The following is an 18,813-nucleotide window of genomic DNA, read 5'->3' on the forward strand; positions in this document are numbered from 1 at the left end:
TCTTTTTTTTACGTCATTTCCAATTTACAAATCCATTATTCTGATTTACAAACCAGCCAATTTACATAACAAATTTACATTCTTAAAAGTAACTGACATCATGTCACTTACTTTTTCTCTGCCATTTCATCAGATTCAGTTTTAAGATTTTCCAACGTTTCCTGCTTAAAAGGAATGTCCTCATTCTTCTCTATTTTCTCAAAACCCTTTGACTTTTTTCTCTTCCATGCAAGCTGGGTTCCGTACCCTTCCTTAATGAATCTGTGACTTTTTACCTCTTCCCACTGTTCTGCAAATTTAAGCCTCATGATACTCGTAATCTCTCTTGATTCATACTGTTTCGGCTTGCAGTTTTCGTGGTGCAGTGCTCTCTCGTAAATCATCTGAACGCATACAAACTCCTCATCCGTCATTTCAAGAAACATCTCAATGATTCCCACAAGAGTATCCTGAGGCATGCATTCCTTCTGAAATTCAATGAGTTCTTTTTCCAACTTCTTATTAAATACAAGTTTAGTGTTAATGCCCTTTTTATACATATTCATTATTTCAGCCCAGCACTGTTCTATGTATGCCCTTGTTTCTTCGTCATCCTCCAACGGATGATGCAATGCCTTTTCCTTATTTACCATTACCGGTACAAATCTTCTGTTACCTGTTCGGTCAAATGGCAGGAAGTCGGCATTATTGGAAGAACCCACAAATATGCACTGTCTTGGTCTGTCCTCAGGATGGGTTTCATATGGTACCTTGTAAGTTTCACTTTGACGGCTTAAAAATGACTTAATGTCCTCAACACTTCTTGCATTACAGGTTGCAAGCATTTCCGCCATTTCAATAATCCAGTGTCCCTGAATCTTACGAAACACGTTGTCATCATCAAGTTTTCTTAAGTCATCCGAAAACCACTCATTTTCCATTGCAAGAAGTCTTAGAAAACTTGACTTTCCTGCACCCTGCCCACCTACAAGACAAACCATATATTCAAATTTACATCCGGGATGGTAAACCCTGTACACCGCTCCCATCATCATTATTCTTGTTGCTTCAAATATGTAATCACTTTCATCTGTTCCAAGATATCTTGGCAACAGATATCTAAGCCTTGATTTTCCGTCCCACTCCAGACTTTCCAGTTTGTCTATAATGGGATGATAATGGTTGTTATTTCCTACAATGTCAATTGCACGCTTAATATTTTTATCTCTTGTAATGCCGTAAAACTTTTCCATTCTAAGCATTATGTTATTAAAATCCGTATCGGTAAAAGTTTTTGAGCGTCTTCTCCAGTCCATTTTCTTAACAATGTCCGTCTTACATGAAAGTTCATTACGTCTTATTGCATCCTTTAACATTGGGTCCTTATTTAAAACCTCAATGACATTTTCAATGGTTTGTCTCGGACTTCCATCAGGACGTTTTTTAAGGCTATCCCTTATAGCCTCGATTTCTTTATTATCTGTGTCCTCCACATTGGAGGATTTATTCATTACTGTGTTATTCATTTTTCCTCCGTAATTTTAAAATTTTGTTGTTATTGGAGGTAACCCCTGCTATAATTTAATTGGTGATAAAAGTAGCGGGGATAACCTCCTTGTTACCTTGTAAGTCTTAAGCTTATTGCTTAGGGCTTTTTTCTTTCTTCAAATCCATCTAATATATCCAACATTGTTCTAATTGGGACAAATACCTCTTCATCAATTTCTCCACCAGCCTCAATCCTCTTTAACTGTGCTATTATTTCTTGGAGATATTTTCTGAAACTAAGCATCATTAGCGGATTTCCCACAGCTCTTATTTTGGTATAAAGTAATGATTGAACAATAAATTCCTGCTTTGTCTGAAATCCACTTAGTTTTGCCCTCATATTTATTTCTTCATTTTCTTCTGGTGACACCCTAAAGGCAACTGTTACATTTCTCCATCTACCTTTTGCATCATTGTTCTTCGCACTCATCTAATAAAGCCTCTCTTTCTGCATCCATAGTTTTTGCCATATCTGTTTGTACAGTTGGAAATAGATGTGCATATTTATAAGTGATGTCTACAGCCTCGTGGCCTAGTCTGTCAGCTATGGCAAGTGCTGTATAGCCTTTGTTAATCAAATATGAAACGTGTGAATGTCTTAAATCATGTATTCTTATTCTTTTAACTCCTGCAGCTTTTGAACCTCTTATCATTTCATGACGAAAATAGCTTTTTGAATTTTGAAATATTCTGTCATTTTCTTTGATGCCATATATACTTGCCAAATATTCCTTAATTTCTTCTGCTAAAAATTCAGGAATTACTATATCCCTTATGCTTTTAGGTGTCTTTGGATCCGTTACAATGTCTTTACCTTTAACCTTTTTATATGACTTTGTTATTTTCAAAACATTATTTTCGAAATCAAAATCTTTCGGTGTTAAGGCAAGAAGTTCGCCAATTCTAAGCCCACACCAATAAAGTATTTCAAATCCATAAAATGATTGTGGTTTATCTGCCACCTGTTCAATAAATTTCTGGTATTCCTTCTGCGTCCAGAAATCAACATTTCTATCTCTTGCACTGCCCATATTCCCAGCCTTGCTTGCGACATTCCATTTAAGCCCATAATATCTGACTGCATGGTTAAACATTGCACTTAGCTGATTATGAATTGTTCCAAGATATGATTTTGAAAAGCTCTTACCATTTTGAGTTGTTAAGCTCTGAATTTCTCTTTGCCACTCAAAAATGTCCGTTACCTTTAATTCATTTATTTTTCTCTTGCCAAGATAAGGAAGAATTTTTGTTAAAATTATGTATTCCTTTTCTTCCCAAGTGTTTGGTCTTACCTTATGACTTACATCTCTTTTATATAATTCAAAGAAATCTTCAATGGTCATATCCAGGTCCTGGTGGTCTTGCAGTTTAAAATGTCTTTCCCAATCAAGAGCTTCAGATTTTGTTCTGAAGCCTCTTTTGGTTTTCTGTTTTCGCTCACCTTTATAATTTTTGTAATAACATCTAACTTCCCATTTATCTGTTTTTGGATTCTTAAAAACCATTTATTTCACCTCCTATTTAGTCTTAATTCCATAGATTCGTTCTTCAAAATACTGTCTGCTAAGTCTCCCCTGAACAGTTACAAACCCCTGCTCCTTAAGTTCATTATTAAGTTTTCTAATAATCTTATAAGCCATAGCTTCTGAAACTCCCATTTCCTTTGCTACATCGCTTGCTCTAACAAAAAGTGTATCTGCCATAATATCACCTCCTACCCATTTAAATTTCATTACTTTGCACAGTACATTTATGAACTGTGTTGTACTCATTTTATCAGTTCACTTTTGTACTGTCAAGTGAAATATTTCACTTCTGAACTGTTTTGTATTCTTTATATTTCACAAATGAACTGTTTATGATATAATAAAATCAGTTATAAAATGATATGGAAGGATATGTTTTATGGGAAAAAATAAAAGAGAATTTTCTTTAAATGCTAAAAATCTTGCCTCAGCAAATTTAGGACAAAAGATTAGATTTTACAGACAAATTGCCGGCATGACACAAAAAGAATTGGGAGCTGCCTGTGGTGTAAATGAATCAACTATAAGAAATTATGAACTTGGAAATCGTTATCCAGATTCAGACACTATATTTGAGATTTCGAATGCTTTGGAGATTTCTCCATACGTGCTTGCAACTCCTGATCCTATTTCAGCTGCAAGTTCTCTACAATACTTATTCAGTATGGAAAAAACTTTGGATTTGACTCCAACAACTATAGATGGAAAAGTTTATTTAGAGGTATCTTCCGAAATAGACGTAAACGATGCCACTGTTGCTCCTCTTTCAAATCTTAAAAGAATGTTTAGCCATTGGGCAACAATGTATGAGAAATTTATCAATGAAGAAATTGACGAGGAAACCTACCTATTATGGCAGGCAAAGTATTTAAGCTTTGGGACCGATTCAGCTGACTTCTTATTGGATGCGGAAAATGAAAAAGCTATCGAAGTAGACAAGAATATCTCTGATGCAAAGAAGAGATTTAGGAAAGCTAATTTGAAGGATTAAATTTATATGTTTATTTAAGAGAGATGATAAAATGGGAAAAAATATCAACGAATATATCAATAAATTTATTGATAGTTACCATAACGATAAAAACGGAAGATATAGATCATATGATCACTGTAGAGAAAGTTTCTTAAAATATAAAAATGATGAAACCATGTACAATTATATAACATTAAATTTATATGCCTACCTAGCTAGTTGGGGTATGCTACGAAATTCTTTTTTAATGCAAAAAGATTATTTATTTAGTAAGCCTGTTGTCGAAATACTTTGTAAGGATAAATATTCAAATTTAATAAGTTTTAATCCTTTTAAAGAGAATATTATCACAGATCTTGAAACTATAATGAGTTTAAGAGATGAAATAAAAGAGTACTATATGGGTCAAACTTATATAGAAGATGGTACTAACAAAACAAAAACAATTTCCAATGTAACAGATACATTAATTACTAAAATCATATTAGGAACTCTTGGATGCGTTCCAGCATATGACCAATATTTTGTAAAAGCGCTACGTCGGAACAAAATAAATGGGGTTTTCAATTTAAATAGTATGAAGCAAATAATTCAATACGCCAAAGACAACAAAGAAGAAATCGAAAAAGCTTGTAATAAACTTGGTGATTTGTACACCCCTATGAAAATTATAGATATGTATTTCTGGGAAGTTGGAATTGAAAAATAGAATATTGGTATTTCAGTCATAACCACCCCTGCGGTGTCACTGCAGGGTCTTTTTATTTTATAAAGGAAAAATATGTAATTTTATCAGTTCATAAATGTACGCTTTTGAACGTTTTTTATAAAAAATAGCAAAAAATATTGTCATTTTATTGTCACTCTAAAAAAGAAAAAACCTACAAACCCTTTATTTATGGGGTTTGTAGGCATATAGAATTTATTTTTGCATTATTCAAACTCTATCGTTCCAGGTGGCTTACTGGTCAAATCGTACATTACTCGATTGACCCCCTTCACCTCATTTATTATTCTGTTCATTACCTTATTAAGCACCTCATACGGTATTTCAGCTGACTCTGCCGTCATGAAATCAATTGTTTTTACGGCTCTGAGGGCTATTGCGTAGTCATATGTTCTCTCGTCCCCCATTACACCTACTGAACGCATATTTGTCAGTGCTGCAAAATACTGATTGATTTCTTTATCAAGCCCTGCTTTCGCAATTTCTTCTCTGTAAATTGCATCTGCATCCTGAACTATTTTCACCTTTTCAGCTGTTACTTCGCCTATTATTCTGATACCAAGTCCAGGTCCAGGGAATGGCTGACGGAATACCAGATATTCCGGAATACCCAGCTCCAGACCTGCCTTACGGACTTCATCTTTGAACAGGTCACGAAGCGGCTCAATTATTTCCTTAAAATCAACATAGTCAGGTAATCCACCTACATTATGATGTGACTTAATTACCGCTGACTCGCCACCCAGACCACTTTCAACTACATCAGGATAAATCGTTCCCTGAACCAGATAATCCACGGCTCCGATTTTTTTGGCTTCCTCTTCAAACACACGGATAAATTCTTCACCTATTATTTTACGTTTTGCCTCAGGTTCTTCCACACCTGCCAACTTTTTATAATATCTCTCCTGGGCATTTACACGGATAAAATTCAAATCATATGGACCATCAGGTCCAAATACTGCCTCAACCTCATCACCCTCATTTTTTCTCAAAAGGCCATGGTCAACAAATACACATGTCAGCTGTTTTCCAATTGCCTTCGCCAAAAGCACTGCTGCCACTGATGAATCAACACCACCTGATAAGGCACAAAGAACCTTACCGTCGCCTACCTTTTCACGAATGGCCTTAATGGAATTTTCCACGAAAGAATCCATCTTCCAGTCCCCTGCGCAACCACATACGTTAATTACATAGTTACTGAGAATTTCCTTACCACGCACTGTGTGAAGCACTTCCGGGTGGAACTGTATTGCGTAAAGCTTCTTTTCCGGACATTCAGCTACAGCCACAGGACAATCCTTTGTATAACCTGTAATTTTAAATCCAGGTGCAACCTTTGAAATATAGTCGAAATGACTCATCCAGCAAACTGTATCTTCCTCAATTTCCTCAAACAATTTAGATGTTGTATCTACATGAACTTCCGTCTTGCCATATTCACGAACAGGAGCTTTTTCAACCTTACCACCTAAAATATGTTGCATAAGCTGCGCTCCATAGCAAAGTCCAAGAACCGGAATACCTAATTCAAACAGGTCTTTTGTATATGTTGGTGCACCTTCTTCATAACAGCTGTTTGGTCCACCTGTCAAGATAATTCCCTTAGGATTCATAGACTTAATCTTTTCAATATCTGTTTTATATGAATAGATTTCGCAATATACGTTGCATTCACGGACACGACGTGCAACCAGCTGATTGTACTGTCCGCCAAAATCTATTACAATAACTAACTCTCTTTTCATTTTGCCTCCTCTATCATAAGAATATTGCCCAAGTAAAGCACTTCTTGTTATTTTACTTCATTTTCCCTAAATGTACAAGAAAGTTCTGCTATATTAAAGACATTTCCCTATGTAAAATATCTCATTCTACAGCAAAACTTTCTTACAAACTTTATTTTTTTATTTTCATGGTCTTTTTAATTCCTGTTTTCTTTCCCAAAAGCTTTTTCCGTTCTTCTCCGTTGTTTCCTCCTTCGTAAATAATTAATTATTTGTTTTTCTCTAACATCATTTTGACGTACTTTCCGGTATAACTCGTCTTATGTTCAGCTACCTTTTCCGGTGTTCCTGCCACAACAACAGTACCTCCCCGGTCTCCTCCGTCCGGTCCCATATCTATAATATAATCTGCCGCCTTAATAACGTCAAGGTTGTGTTCAATAACTATTACAGTATTCCCCTCATCAGTAAGACGTTGGAGAATTTCCACTAATTTATGAACATCTGCAAAATGAAGTCCCGTAGTTGGTTCGTCCAAAACATATATGGTTTTTCCTGTGCTTCTTCTGCTAAGCTCCGTAGCTAACTTAATACGCTGCGCCTCTCCACCGGAAAGCTGGGTTGAAGGCTGTCCTAACTTAATATAGCCCAAACCAACATCATAAAGAGTTTTTACCTTATTATATACTCTTGGAACATTTTTGAAGAAATCCATTGCCTCTTCCACTGTCATTTCCAACACATCATATATATTTTTGCCCTTATACTTAACTTCCAAAGTTTCTCTATTATATCGCTTTCCGCCACATACCTCACATGGGACGTACACATCCGGAAGGAAATGCATCTCAACCTTCAGGATTCCATCACCGGAACAGGCTTCACATCGTCCACCTTTTACATTAAAACTAAAACGTCCCTTCTTATATCCCCGCTCTTTTGCATCCACCGTTGCTGCAAATAAATCCCTTATCATATCAAACATTCCTGTGTAAGTAGCCGGATTTGAACGGGGTGTTCTGCCAATAGGTGACTGGTCTATATTAATAACCTTATCCAACTGTTCAATTCCTTCAATACCCTTGCATTTTCCCGGAATAATCCTTGCCCTGTTGAGTTTTCGTGCCAGGCTCTTATACAAAATCTCATTAACCAAAGAACTTTTTCCTGAGCCGGAAACTCCTGTTACACAGGTAAAAACTCCCAAAGGAAACTTAACATCAATATTTTTAAGGTTATTTTCTTTTGCACCTACTACTTTAATAAAACCTGTAGGCTTTCTTCTTGTTTCAGGCACCGGTACCTGCAATTTTCTACTAAGATATTTGCCTGTAATGGAATCTTTATTTTTCATTATTTCTTTAGCTGTACCTGCTGCCACAACTTCGCCACCGTGTTCACCGGCTCCCGGTCCGATATCAACCACATAGTCTGCCGCTAACATTGTATCTTCATCATGTTCAACCACTATTAAAGTATTTCCCAAATCTCTCAAATGCTTAAGGGTTGCCAACAACTTTTCATTGTCATTCTGGTGCAAACCAATACTAGGTTCATCCATAATATAAGCCACACCAACCAGACCGGAGCCAATCTGGGTTGCCAGTCTTATTCGCTGTGCCTCTCCACCGGAAAGGGTTCCGGTAGCCCTTGACAAACTTAAATAATCCAGACCTACATCTATTAAAAACTGAAGTCTGCCCTTTATTTCCTTTAATATTTCCTTACCTATTGCCAGTTGCGCTGAAGTAAGCTGTACCTCATCCAGAAAAGCCCTTAAATCCCTGACAGGCATTTCCGTCATTTCGTAAATATTCTTATCTCCAATGGTTACAGCCAGCGACTCAGGTTTAAGCCTCTGTCCATGACAGGTTCCACAAGGAGTAATTCTCATATATGTTTCATATTCTGCCTTACTGGATTCCGCTCCTGTTTCACGATATCTTCTCTCTACATTTCTAATTAAACCCTCAAAGGCAATATCATATGTTCCTATTCCCCTTTGACCCTTATAATGAACCGGCACCTTCTCTCCGTTGGTTCCATTAATAAGAATATCCTGAATATTTTTAGGATATTCTTCAAAAGGAGTATCAAGGTCAAAGTCATACCTCTTACACAAAGCCTGCAAAATAGCATTGGTAAAACTCTTTGGATCATTGGCACTTTGCCATCCCAAAACAACTATTGCCCCCTGATTTATACTTAAACTTTTATCAGGAATCATTAAATCCACGTCAAATTCCATTTTGTAACCTAATCCAAAACAATCAGGACAAGCTCCGAAAGGATTATTAAAGGAAAAACTTCTTGGCTGAATTTCGTCAATGCTAATTCCACAATCAGGGCAGGCAAAATTCTGGCTAAATGTAACGGTTTCGCCACCTATTACATCAACCTCCATTAATCCATTTCCCAGCTTCAGGGCATTTTCAATGGAATCCGTAAGTCTTTTTTCTATTCCCTCTCTGATACTTAATCTGTCAATTACGATTTCTATGCTATGCTTAATGTTTTTATCCAGTTTTATTTCCTCTGACAACTCATACATATTACCATCTACACGGACTCTTACATAGCCGCTTTTTTTTGCACTTTCAAATACCTTTTCGTGTCTGCCTTTTTTTCCTCTTACTATAGGTGCTAATATCTGAAATTTAGTTCTTTCAGGCAATTCTAAAACCTTATCCACCATTTCATCTATTGTCTGCTTCTTGATTTCCTTGCCACACTTTGGACAATGAGGTAAGCCTGCTCTGGCATACAAAAGTCGCATATAGTCGTATATTTCTGTTACTGTACCCACTGTTGAACGGGGATTTCTGTTAGTGGATTTCTGGTCAATGGAAATGGCCGGTGGCAATCCCTCAATGCTCTCCACCTGGGGTTTTTCCATTTGTCCTAAAAACTGTCTGGCATAGGAAGACAATGACTCCATATACCTTCTCTGTCCCTCTGCATAAATAGTATCAAATGCCAAAGATGATTTACCGGAACCGCTTAATCCTGTAATAACCGTAAATTCATCCCTTGGTATGTCAATATCTATATTCTTCAAGTTATGCTCGCAAGCACCTTTAATTCGTATATATTTTTTCTTCTCTGCCATGTCAATCCTTTCCTTACTGTCTTACTTACCAATTATCATTTATTATACATAAGCTTCAACTCTGCCAATTTTTCACGCATTTCTATTGCAGTTTCAAAATCTAATTCCGCTGCTGCCTTCTGCATCTTCTTTTCTACTTTATCCATAAGCTTCTTAAGTTCCTTCTTATCCATAGATTCAGGATCTTTTTCAATGTCATTAATTCTCTTATCAACTTCCTTAGAAATACTTATAAGGTCTCTAACTGCTTTCTTAATGGTAGTTGGCGTAATGCCATTCTCCTTATTGTATTTTTCCTGTATTTCACGACGTCTGTTTGTTTCAGAAATAGCCTTGTCCATAGACTCTGTAATGGAATCTGCATACATAATTACATGACCTTCCGAGTTTCTCGCCGCTCTTCCTATAGTCTGTATCAGCGATGTTTCTGAACGCAAAAAACCTTCCTTGTCAGCATCTAATATGGCAACAAGGGATATTTCCGGTATATCCAGACCTTCTCTTAAAAGGTTAATTCCAACCAAAACATCAAACACGTCTAATCGCATGTCACGTATTATCTCAGTTCTTTCAAGAGTATCTATGTCAGAATGGAGATACTTAACCCTGATGCCCACATCCTTCATGTAATCCGTAAGGTCTTCCGCCATTCTCTTAGTTAATGTAGTAACTAAAATTTTATTTTTCTTTTCCACTTCTTTATTTATTTCAGATACAAGGTCATCAATCTGCCCCTTAACAGGCCGCACATCAATTTTCGGATCTAACAGTCCTGTCGGTCTGATAATCTGTTCTGCCCTAAGCAGCTCATGCTCCTCCTCGTACACATTAGGAGTAGCTGACACAAAAAGCATCTGGTCTATCATTCCCTCAAATTCCTCAAATTTAAGAGGACGGTTATCTTTGGCTGAAGGCAGTCTGAACCCGTAATTAACTAAGGTTGTCTTTCTTGACTGGTCGCCATTATACATACCACGAACCTGTGGAAGAGTAATATGGCTTTCGTCAACTATCGTTAAAAAATCGTCTCCAAAATATTCCATTAAGGTATGAGGTGTAGCTCCCGGCTCTAATCCTGCCATATGTCTTGAATAATTCTCAATTCCTGAGCAGATTCCCGTTTCCCTGAGCATTTCCATGTCAAAATTGGTACGCTCCGCAATTCGCTGCGCCTCTATCAGCTTGTCCTCTGACTTAAAATATGCCACCTGCTCAGCCAGCTCTGCCTCAATTGCCTTTATAGCCCCTTCCATTCTCTCCGGTGGAATAACATAATGTGAATTAGGGAATATGGCAACGTGCTCTAGCTCCCTTTTCACCTCACCTGTTAATGTATCAATTTCTGTAATTCTTTCTATTTCATCATCAAAAAATTCCACTCTCACTGCACTGTCCGTGTAAGATGCCGGAAAAATCTCCAGATTCTCCCCCCGGACTCTAAATGTACCTCTTTTAAAATCCATATCATTTCTATCATATTGGATTTCAATAAGCTTGTGGATAATGTCATCCCTGTCCCTTATGGTTCCCGGACGCAATGAAATGACCATGTTCTTGTAATCTATGGGATCACCTAATCCGTAAATACAGGAAACAGAAGAAACTATAATAACATCTCTTCTTTCAATAAGTGCCATAGTAGCCGAATGTCTAAGCTTATCAATCTCATCATTTATGGCACTATCCTTTTCTATATAAGTATCTGTACTAGGCACATACGCTTCCGGCTGATAATAATCATAGTAGGAAACAAAATATTCCACTGCATTGTTTGGGAAAAATTCTTTAAATTCCCCATACAGCTGTGCCGCCAATGTTTTGTTATGTGCTAAAATTAATGTAGGCTTATTAAGTTGGGCGATAACATTCGCCATGGTAAAGGTCTTTCCTGAGCCTGTAACTCCCAACAGTGTTTCAAACTGATTGCCCTTCTTAAATCCCTCAACCAACTCCTTAATTGCCTGGGGCTGGTCTCCTGTAGGTTTATATTGTGACACTAATTCAAAATGATCCATAAATGCTCCTAATCCGCTCTAATCCGGCGATTATATTTTAGAAATAGTAATTGTATTCTTAGTATGTTACTTGTCAAGTATATCATTCAAATAAAAAAAAGTACAGAACAAATCGAATGTTTGTTCTGTACCTTCTTTTAAAATATACCTTATTCTTCCTCAGCCTTAAACTGATCCTTTATAATCTCGCTTGTTTTTTCAAACTGACCTGACCAAACAGAAATAATATCCTGCATTTCAGAGAGTTTAGCCTTAAGCATGTCATCTAATTTTAAGTTTAATGAATCAAGCATTTTCATATTGTGATCCAGATTACTTGAAGCCAAAGCCAGTTTTTCTTCTAAATCCGCAATAATAACTTTTTTTCTGTTGTTTTCTTCCGTTAATTTGGCATTTGATTCTTTGTAGCTCTCAATTGCACTTTCCTGAAGCTTTCTTTCTGTTTCCTCTCTATTTTGAAGCTTGCTTGTAAGATTTTGAATTTCTCTATCCTTCTGTTCAATAGTTTCAGCTATGTATCTTTCTTTTTCTGCAATGGTATCATTAACATATTTGTCTTTCTCAGCCATTGCTTTTTCGTATGCCTGCTCTTTTTCCGCAAGTGCTTCCTGCAAACTAATGTTCAAATCAGCTTCCATTCTCCTTATCTGCTGATTCTTCTCTTCAATAATAGAATGGATACGGCTTTCCTTCTCAATATTCTCATTTTCCAGCTTCTTAGTAGCTTCTTCTATTGCACTTTGAAGCTTAGCCTCATATTCTTCCCTAGCCTTATCAACTTCCTTTTTCTTCTGTATTTTTACAAGTTTAATTTCCTGCTGCCAGCTTAAATAGCTGTTTTTCATATCATCTCTCTCGCATTCAGCGTCGTGAACAGCATCTTTTAACTTTTCTATTTCAAGCTCTGTCTCTCTTTTTAATGTCCTTATATATTCGTTTACACTTTTTTTATCATAACCTCTATAAGAAGTTTTAAACTGACTCTCCATTTCAGCATCGGCTCTTAATGATTCTATGGAAACCGAATTGTCTTTACCCAACATTGTTTATTTTACCTCCAACATATCATCTTTTTTTATGTTAAACCTTTTTGCCGTTCCTTCCGGAAACTCTATAAGGTATTTTGCCTTCTTTACCCTTTTGCAACACTTAGCTTTTGGTACTGCTTCATCCACCTGAACAACTTTGCTTTCTTTATTTATGTAAACCACATCAATGGGTGCCTTCATAAAGAAAGTGTGTATCTGGGAACATGGTTTTATCATTAATCCCCCCATACTGCGAATCTGCCCTTCTGATTTTCCCATAAGTCCCATAAATCTTGTCCAAAAATTGTTTGCCAGGGAAATTTTACAGATATTTACGTTATTTATGTATAAGTCTAATCTCTGCATTTTGTCTTCCTTCTTATATTTAGCCTAAAATATCCATTATATTCAAAGCTGCCGGTCCCAGCAGAACGATAAATATAACAGGGAATACAAACAATACCATAGGAATGAGCATCTTAACCGGTGCCTCCTTTGCCTTTCTTGCAGCTGTTCTCTTTCTTTCATTTCTAAGAACTTCCGCCTGAGACCTAAGAACTGTCTGTATAGATGTACCTAACTGATCTGCCTGAATCATTGCAGTAAGAAATGTTGTAAGTTCCTTTACTTTACAACGCTGTGCCAAATCAAGGTAAGCTTCTCTCTTACTTACACCACGTTGTATATCTCTGGTTGCCTGTATAAGTTGTTCCATAACAACGGTTTTATTTCTCTCATACAATCTCATTAATGCAGCATCAAATCCAAGACCTGCTTCTACACTTACAACCAGCAAGTCCATTACATCCGGCAAATCTAAACGTATACTTTCCTGATACTTTTTAGATTTTCCTTTAAGCATTTCTCCCGGAATTAACATTCCAACTAATCCGCAAAAAATCATTGCCAGCACAAATTTATTGACACCCACATGTAATCTCATGCATATAATCATTGATAATATAACACCAACAAGTGCACATACAAGTTTAATAACTAAAAACTGCTCCGATGTTATATCCCACTGAACTATTGCTAACATATCATCAACTGTGCTATGCTTGTTCTCTTTTTCCTTCTGTCTGTTTCTTTTTGCAACTTTTTTTCTATTTTCTTCTTTCTTACGCTTTATTGCCTCTGAAACTTTAACTTTTTCTTTTTTAACATCATCAGCAATACTCTTTTCTTTTTCATTTCTAATATCTCTTATTCGCTCATTCTGTCTGTCAACGCCTGCTCCAACTCCCGAAAACAATCCTAAAAACAGTCCGAAAATAGCTACAGCAACAAGAAATGATATTAATAATGCTAATATATCCATAAACATACCTCATTAATACTTAATGTCTACAACCTTATTTATCATTATAAATCCAATAACCTCTAAAATTACACTTATAAGAAGTAAAATATTTCCTATAACTGTATTAAACAGCGGTCTTGCATATACCGGATTTATCATACTGATTAAAACCAATAAAATAACCGGAAGTGCACCAATTATATATCCTGAAATTTTTCCACTTGACGTTAATGTCTTTATTTCTTCCTTAAGATCTAATCTGTTACGAATAGTTTCTGATATTTTATCAAGAACTTCAGTTAAATTACCACCAACTTTTCTTTGGATAAGTATGGTCTGGCAAAGCATTTCCAAGTCATCACTTCCGATTCTCTCACATAAAGAGTTAAAACTTGCCTCTAATGTCATACCTCTTTGAGTTTCCCTTGTTACTCTCCCAAATTCCTCTGCCATAGGTCCTTCCATGTCAACTGCTATATTTCCCATTGCTGTCTGAAAAGAATGTCCCGCCTTTAAGGCATTTGTAATAACAGTTATACCTTCTATTAACTGTGACTCCAAAGTTTCCTTTCTCTTCTTTTTCTTTTTTTGAATAAAAAGTAATGGGCCAAATGCTGCTATAAGTGCGACAATGATACAAATAGCAATGTACACTCCAAGCATCATCATTATGGTTGGTAAACCAATTGTTATTGCCACCCATAATGTCACAAAGGTCTGAACCGGCATCTTCATGCCAAGATTATAAAGTTCTTCCTCTAAAAGCTGTAATTTCTTATGAGTAGTAGCAAATACACTGACCTTCTTCTTTTCCTTTTTTATTTTTAAATTTAATTTTCCCTTTTTCTTATCGCTTTTATTCCTTTCTTCTTCGCTAACCAAACCCATAACTCTGTCTTGAGTTTTTCTTTTACTTTCCGTAAAATTCTGTATTAAAATCACATACAGGCAAAAAAGAAATACCATTGCACATAAGCAAATCATTAATATTCTTATCATAGACACTCCTATCTGTTCTGCAAATTGCTAGAAGAACCAGTGGTCATCTACCTGAACTCCACTTGCTGTTATCTTCTCACAACATTTCGGTCTGATACCGGTACTGTAAAAATCACCAACAGACATATTATTTTCATCATAGCCTTCCTGACGATACTTAAATATTTCCTGCATGGTAATGGTATTCCCTTCCATACCGGTTACTTCACATATACTTGTAATTTTTCTTGATCCATCTCTAAGTCTTGCCTGCTGAACAATAAGATCAATGGCACCTGCAACCTGCTGTCTGATAGCTGATACCGGTAAGTCCATTCCTGCCATCATAACCATTGTTTCGATACGTGCCAAACAGTCTCTTGCTGAGTTAGCATGAGCAGTAGTTATAGAACCTTCATGACCTGTATTCATAGCCTGAAGCATATCTAATGTCTCGCCTCCACGAACTTCTCCGACGATAATTCTATCCGGTCTCATTCTCAATGCATTACGAACCAAATCTCTTATGGTTATGGCTCCATTTCCCTCTAAGTTAGCCGGTCTGCTTTCCAATGTAACAACATGTTCCTGCATCAGTCTAAGTTCAGCTGCATCTTCTATTGTTACAATTCTTTCATTGGACGGTATAAAGGCAGAAAGCACATTAAGTAATGTTGTCTTACCTGAACCGGTACCACCGGATACAAGAATATTTAACTTGCCCCTAACTGCCGCTTCAAGAAACTCTGCCATATCATCTGAAAGTGAACCGAATTGCTTTAAATTTTCTACTGAAAGTGGTTTCTTAGAAAACTTTCTTATTGTAATTGTTGTTCCGCCTAATGCTAATGGTGGCATTATGGCGTTAACACGGGAACCATCTTCAAGTCTGGCATCAACCATAGGATTTGAATCATCTATTCTTCGTCCTAAAGGTGTTACTATTCTGTCAATAGTTCTCCTAACATGTTCTTCATTTTTGAAAGTTACATTTGTTTTCAGTAACTTTCCCTTACGTTCTACATATATCTGCTTAGCACCATTAACCATGATTTCAGATACGCTGTCATCATTAATCAGGTTTTCAAGAGGTCCTAATCCAACAATCTCATCTATTACATTTTTTGTAATAGTCATTTTTTCAGTATTATTTATCTCCGGATGACTTTCTGTTAAATACTCGTCAATAAGAGATTTTATTGTATCTATTGTAACTTCATCCTGCTTGGCTAACACCTTTGTAACTTCTCTGTGAGTTTCATCCTGCACTGCTACAAACTGTTCGTCATCTGCTCCCGGAATTATATATGTATCATTTGCGCCTACCGTACCGGCAGTCTGCTTTAATGAATAATTTTTTTGTTCTTCCTTTTCTGCCGCAGCTATTGCCTCTTTTTTCTGCTGAGCTTCCTTTTCATTGTTAGCTGTAGTAATTCTCTCTAATAATCCCATCTAAAATCTCCTTATATGTCCTGACTGTTTACATAATTCAATATGGCTTTTGATGCTTTAGAGCGAGGTGCAACATCTACAAGAGGAATACCTCTGTTAATAGCCGAGATTGCACTTTTAGAGTCACGTGGTATTACTAAATCCATGTCCTTATTCAAAGTGGACTCCATATCTTTTCTCTTTATGTATGATTCTCCATCCTTATTCAGTACCATCTTAACTTTATCAAAATGTCCTAATGTCTTCAAAACATCCAAGCACACTTTTGTATTCTTTAATGTTGATATTTCCGGATTTGTAACAAAATAGATACTGTCTGAAATATCTAATGCATGCAAAACAAACTCGTCAATTGTAGGACTCATATCGAAAATAATATAGTCAAATTCCTTTTTTAGTACATCTGCAATCATGCTTATATGCTCAGGTTTAACTATTTCTGCAAGCTCCGGAGATGCTGGTGCACATAAAATACTTACCCCTGTATTATGCTTATAGAGATAACGTTTAATTGATGAACGGCTAAAAGAACCTTCCTTTACTAAATCTGATATGGTTTCAAATCTTGGTACATTCATAAAAATTCCAACGTCACCAAACTGTAAATCTAAATCAATAAGCACTACATCTTTTCCTTTTTCCTGCAATGCAGTAGCTAAATTAACTGATACAGTGCTTTTTCCCGTTCCACCTTTCGTACCAAAAACGGAGATAGTTTTTCCATTCTTAGTTCCAACAAATCCATCTTCTGATTCTTCGCTGTCATCTACTGTTGCAATATTTTCCTTTTCAATTTCACCTACAATGCTTCTGTATATGGAATCTTCATTATCGTCCTTAGAAATAACCTTTGTTATTCCACATTCCATAGCTTTAGTTAATACATTAACATCATAGTTTCCTGTAATCAAAATCAAAGCCTTATCTTTTACAGTTCTATTTATTTTTTCTACAAAATTACTCTCTGCATCTGCAAACTGCTCTGAATATATGATAATGGCGTCACAATCACTGACTGTAATTTTATCTAAATTTCTAGGCTCAAGTTCTAACAATCCTGCAAATTCAAATCCACTACCATTTATAATCTTTTTTAAATATGCATTACCGCTTTCAGTGGTAAGCCCTAATACTTCGTACTTTCCTGCCATTACATTATATTCCTTTCTTTAAATTTATTCTTTTATCATATCTGATGAAGAGTAAGGTCCACCATGAATTACACGGTTATTATTCTTGTATCTAAGAGAGATTGATACCTTGCCCATTTCTTTTGCAGTAGCAAGTTTTGCACACTGTTTAGGTGAAAGTTCAAGAGTCAAACTTGTATAAACATCTAAAGGTGTTGTTGTATATCCCTCGTCACCGACGCGAAGTACCTTTACTGCTTCAGCTATAACTGATGTAACCTTTCCTTTTACTTCCATATTCTGTCTGTCTTCTGTTCCAACCTTCTGTACAGGTGAACCATCCACTACTGCTATTACATCTACTAAGTCACCGGCTTCTATATAACCTGCAACCCCTGTATCATGGTCAACTTCCACTGACATTGCTCTTTTTCCTTCCGCAATCTGATAAGATAAAGATGCACCGCCGTTTTTACTTGATACAAACTTAGATGTTATAAGCTGTTCATCAGCCACAATATCGTCTTTTGCAACAGAGCCAACTACATCTGCTCTCTGTCTTGCAGCCTTTGGATGAATACCGTCTACAGGCATATCAACTTCTTTTACCATCTTGTCTGTAACCGTTGTATTAGCCGGAATATCAGTTAATGCCACTACAACTTTCTCTGTTTTATAATTTACGCTGCCGTCTCCGTTCTTCTTGTCATAGGAACTTAAGAATCCATATATTAATACTGAACTTAATAAAGCTGCAACTACTGCTATTATGTATATTTTTTTCATTATTTTTTACTCCGTTCTACCGCATAACCAATGCGATGCTTTTTATATTTTAATTGTCTTTTACCTTGCTCCTACATTTTTAGACTTAGCCTCATAATATTCGCCAAAAGCTGTCTGTCCTACGAATGTAAGCATTTTAACTTTACATTCCACACTGACCGTAACCTTTTCATTATCTATGTCTACGTCAATTTTAGGAGATTCTGCACCCTTGCTAAGGTTATCCCTAACTCTTTTTTTTGTATCATCAATTAATTTGTTCTTTTCAGAATCTTCAATGTCTGCACCATTTATAACAGCATATCTGACTCCTGAAAAAGCGGCACTCTCTATTGAATATTTATTTGAATATGCCCATCCCATATCTATTATTCCACACAATATGGTCAAAAGTAAGGGTACAACAAGTGCAAATTCCACCATAGACTGACCCTTTTCGCTTTTAAGAATTTTTTTAATCACATTATTACCTCCCACCATCTTATATGTAAATCAATCTCGCAAGTATAAATATTTTAAAAGGTCTAAA

At 36.2% G+C, this 18,813-nt stretch carries 17 protein-coding genes; 2 read left to right on the forward strand and 15 right to left on the reverse strand.

What is annotated here, in order from left to right; genetic code table 11:
* Positions 1 to 107: 107 nt before the first annotated feature.
* The 4 genes from DWW68_RS08785 to DWW68_RS08800 all read right to left on the reverse strand — a co-directional run bounded on the left by DWW68_RS08785 (position 108) and on the right by DWW68_RS08800 (position 3,230).
* Positions 108 to 1,505 (reverse strand): virulence-associated E family protein, encoded by a 1,398-nt coding sequence (locus DWW68_RS08785; RefSeq protein ID WP_243053076.1) that lies wholly within the window; start codon positions 1,503 to 1,505, stop codon positions 108 to 110.
* A 119-nt stretch (positions 1,506 to 1,624) separates the two neighbouring features.
* Positions 1,625 to 1,957: a hypothetical protein gene (locus DWW68_RS08790; protein WP_118024869.1), complete on the reverse strand. Its 333-nt coding sequence runs from the start codon at positions 1,955 to 1,957 to the stop codon at positions 1,625 to 1,627.
* Positions 1,938 to 3,032 carry a site-specific integrase gene (locus DWW68_RS08795; RefSeq protein ID WP_118024870.1) on the reverse strand — a complete coding sequence of 365 codons (1,095 nt, stop codon included), beginning with the start codon at positions 3,030 to 3,032 and terminating at the stop codon, positions 1,938 to 1,940. The genes DWW68_RS08790 and DWW68_RS08795 overlap by 20 nt, the downstream gene beginning before the upstream one ends.
* A 12-nt stretch (positions 3,033 to 3,044) precedes the next feature.
* Positions 3,045 to 3,230, reverse strand: a complete 186-nt coding sequence (locus DWW68_RS08800; protein WP_117910131.1) for a helix-turn-helix domain-containing protein — start codon at positions 3,228 to 3,230, stop codon at positions 3,045 to 3,047.
* Positions 3,231 to 3,432: 202 nt separating this feature from the next.
* On the opposite strand from DWW68_RS08800, the gene DWW68_RS08805 reads away from it, so the two are divergent.
* Together DWW68_RS08805 and DWW68_RS08810 are read left to right on the forward strand one after the other, a co-directional pair.
* On the forward strand, positions 3,433 to 4,044 hold the full coding sequence (locus tag DWW68_RS08805; RefSeq protein ID WP_118024871.1) for a helix-turn-helix transcriptional regulator: 612 nt from the start codon (positions 3,433 to 3,435) through the stop codon (positions 4,042 to 4,044).
* Between the two features lie 31 nt (positions 4,045 to 4,075).
* Positions 4,076 to 4,735, forward strand: coding sequence for a hypothetical protein (locus DWW68_RS08810; RefSeq protein WP_117910129.1), 660 nt, complete (start codon positions 4,076 to 4,078; stop codon positions 4,733 to 4,735).
* Positions 4,736 to 4,959: 224 nt separating this feature from the next.
* Here DWW68_RS08810 and guaA read toward each other — a convergent pair whose 3' ends face one another.
* The 11 genes from guaA to DWW68_RS08865 all read right to left on the reverse strand — a co-directional run bounded on the left by guaA (position 4,960) and on the right by DWW68_RS08865 (position 18,746).
* Positions 4,960 to 6,504 carry a glutamine-hydrolyzing GMP synthase gene (gene guaA / locus DWW68_RS08815; protein WP_118589434.1) on the reverse strand — a complete coding sequence of 515 codons (1,545 nt, stop codon included), beginning with the start codon at positions 6,502 to 6,504 and terminating at the stop codon, positions 4,960 to 4,962.
* A 247-nt stretch (positions 6,505 to 6,751) separates the two neighbouring features.
* Positions 6,752 to 9,592 carry an excinuclease ABC subunit UvrA gene (uvrA, locus tag DWW68_RS08820; protein WP_118589435.1) on the reverse strand — a complete coding sequence of 947 codons (2,841 nt, stop codon included), beginning with the start codon at positions 9,590 to 9,592 and terminating at the stop codon, positions 6,752 to 6,754.
* Positions 9,593 to 9,627: 35 nt separating this feature from the next.
* Positions 9,628 to 11,607, reverse strand: a complete 1,980-nt coding sequence (gene uvrB, locus DWW68_RS08825; RefSeq protein WP_021952310.1) for an excinuclease ABC subunit UvrB — start codon at positions 11,605 to 11,607, stop codon at positions 9,628 to 9,630.
* Between the two features lie 149 nt (positions 11,608 to 11,756).
* Positions 11,757 to 12,650 carry a hypothetical protein gene (locus DWW68_RS08830; protein ID WP_118589436.1) on the reverse strand — a complete coding sequence of 298 codons (894 nt, stop codon included), beginning with the start codon at positions 12,648 to 12,650 and terminating at the stop codon, positions 11,757 to 11,759.
* A 3-nt stretch (positions 12,651 to 12,653) separates the two neighbouring features.
* Entirely contained in the window at positions 12,654 to 13,001 is a 348-nt protein-coding gene (locus tag DWW68_RS08835) for a DUF192 domain-containing protein (RefSeq protein WP_118589437.1), read from the reverse strand.
* Between the two features lie 19 nt (positions 13,002 to 13,020).
* Complete coding sequence (locus DWW68_RS08840) at positions 13,021 to 13,956, reverse strand: type II secretion system F family protein (protein WP_158576855.1); 936 nt, start codon at positions 13,954 to 13,956, stop codon at positions 13,021 to 13,023.
* Between the two features lie 12 nt (positions 13,957 to 13,968).
* Positions 13,969 to 14,937, reverse strand: a complete 969-nt coding sequence (locus tag DWW68_RS08845; RefSeq protein WP_118589439.1) for a type II secretion system F family protein — start codon at positions 14,935 to 14,937, stop codon at positions 13,969 to 13,971.
* 27 nt (positions 14,938 to 14,964) lie between these two features.
* Complete coding sequence (locus DWW68_RS08850; RefSeq protein WP_118589440.1) at positions 14,965 to 16,368, reverse strand: CpaF family protein; 1,404 nt, start codon at positions 16,366 to 16,368, stop codon at positions 14,965 to 14,967.
* An 11-nt stretch (positions 16,369 to 16,379) separates the two neighbouring features.
* Complete coding sequence (locus DWW68_RS08855; protein WP_118589441.1) at positions 16,380 to 17,519, reverse strand: AAA family ATPase; 1,140 nt, start codon at positions 17,517 to 17,519, stop codon at positions 16,380 to 16,382.
* Positions 17,520 to 17,543: 24 nt separating this feature from the next.
* Positions 17,544 to 18,284, reverse strand: a complete 741-nt coding sequence (gene cpaB / locus DWW68_RS08860; protein ID WP_021952304.1) for a Flp pilus assembly protein CpaB — start codon at positions 18,282 to 18,284, stop codon at positions 17,544 to 17,546.
* 60 nt (positions 18,285 to 18,344) lie between these two features.
* Positions 18,345 to 18,746: a TadE family protein gene (locus tag DWW68_RS08865; protein WP_158576857.1), complete on the reverse strand. Its 402-nt coding sequence runs from the start codon at positions 18,744 to 18,746 to the stop codon at positions 18,345 to 18,347.
* Positions 18,747 to 18,813: the final 67 nt, after the last annotated feature.

This window comes from Eubacterium sp. AF16-48, from assembly GCF_003479405.1.
Taxonomy (GTDB): domain Bacteria; phylum Bacillota; class Clostridia; order Lachnospirales; family Lachnospiraceae; genus Eubacterium_G; species Eubacterium_G segne.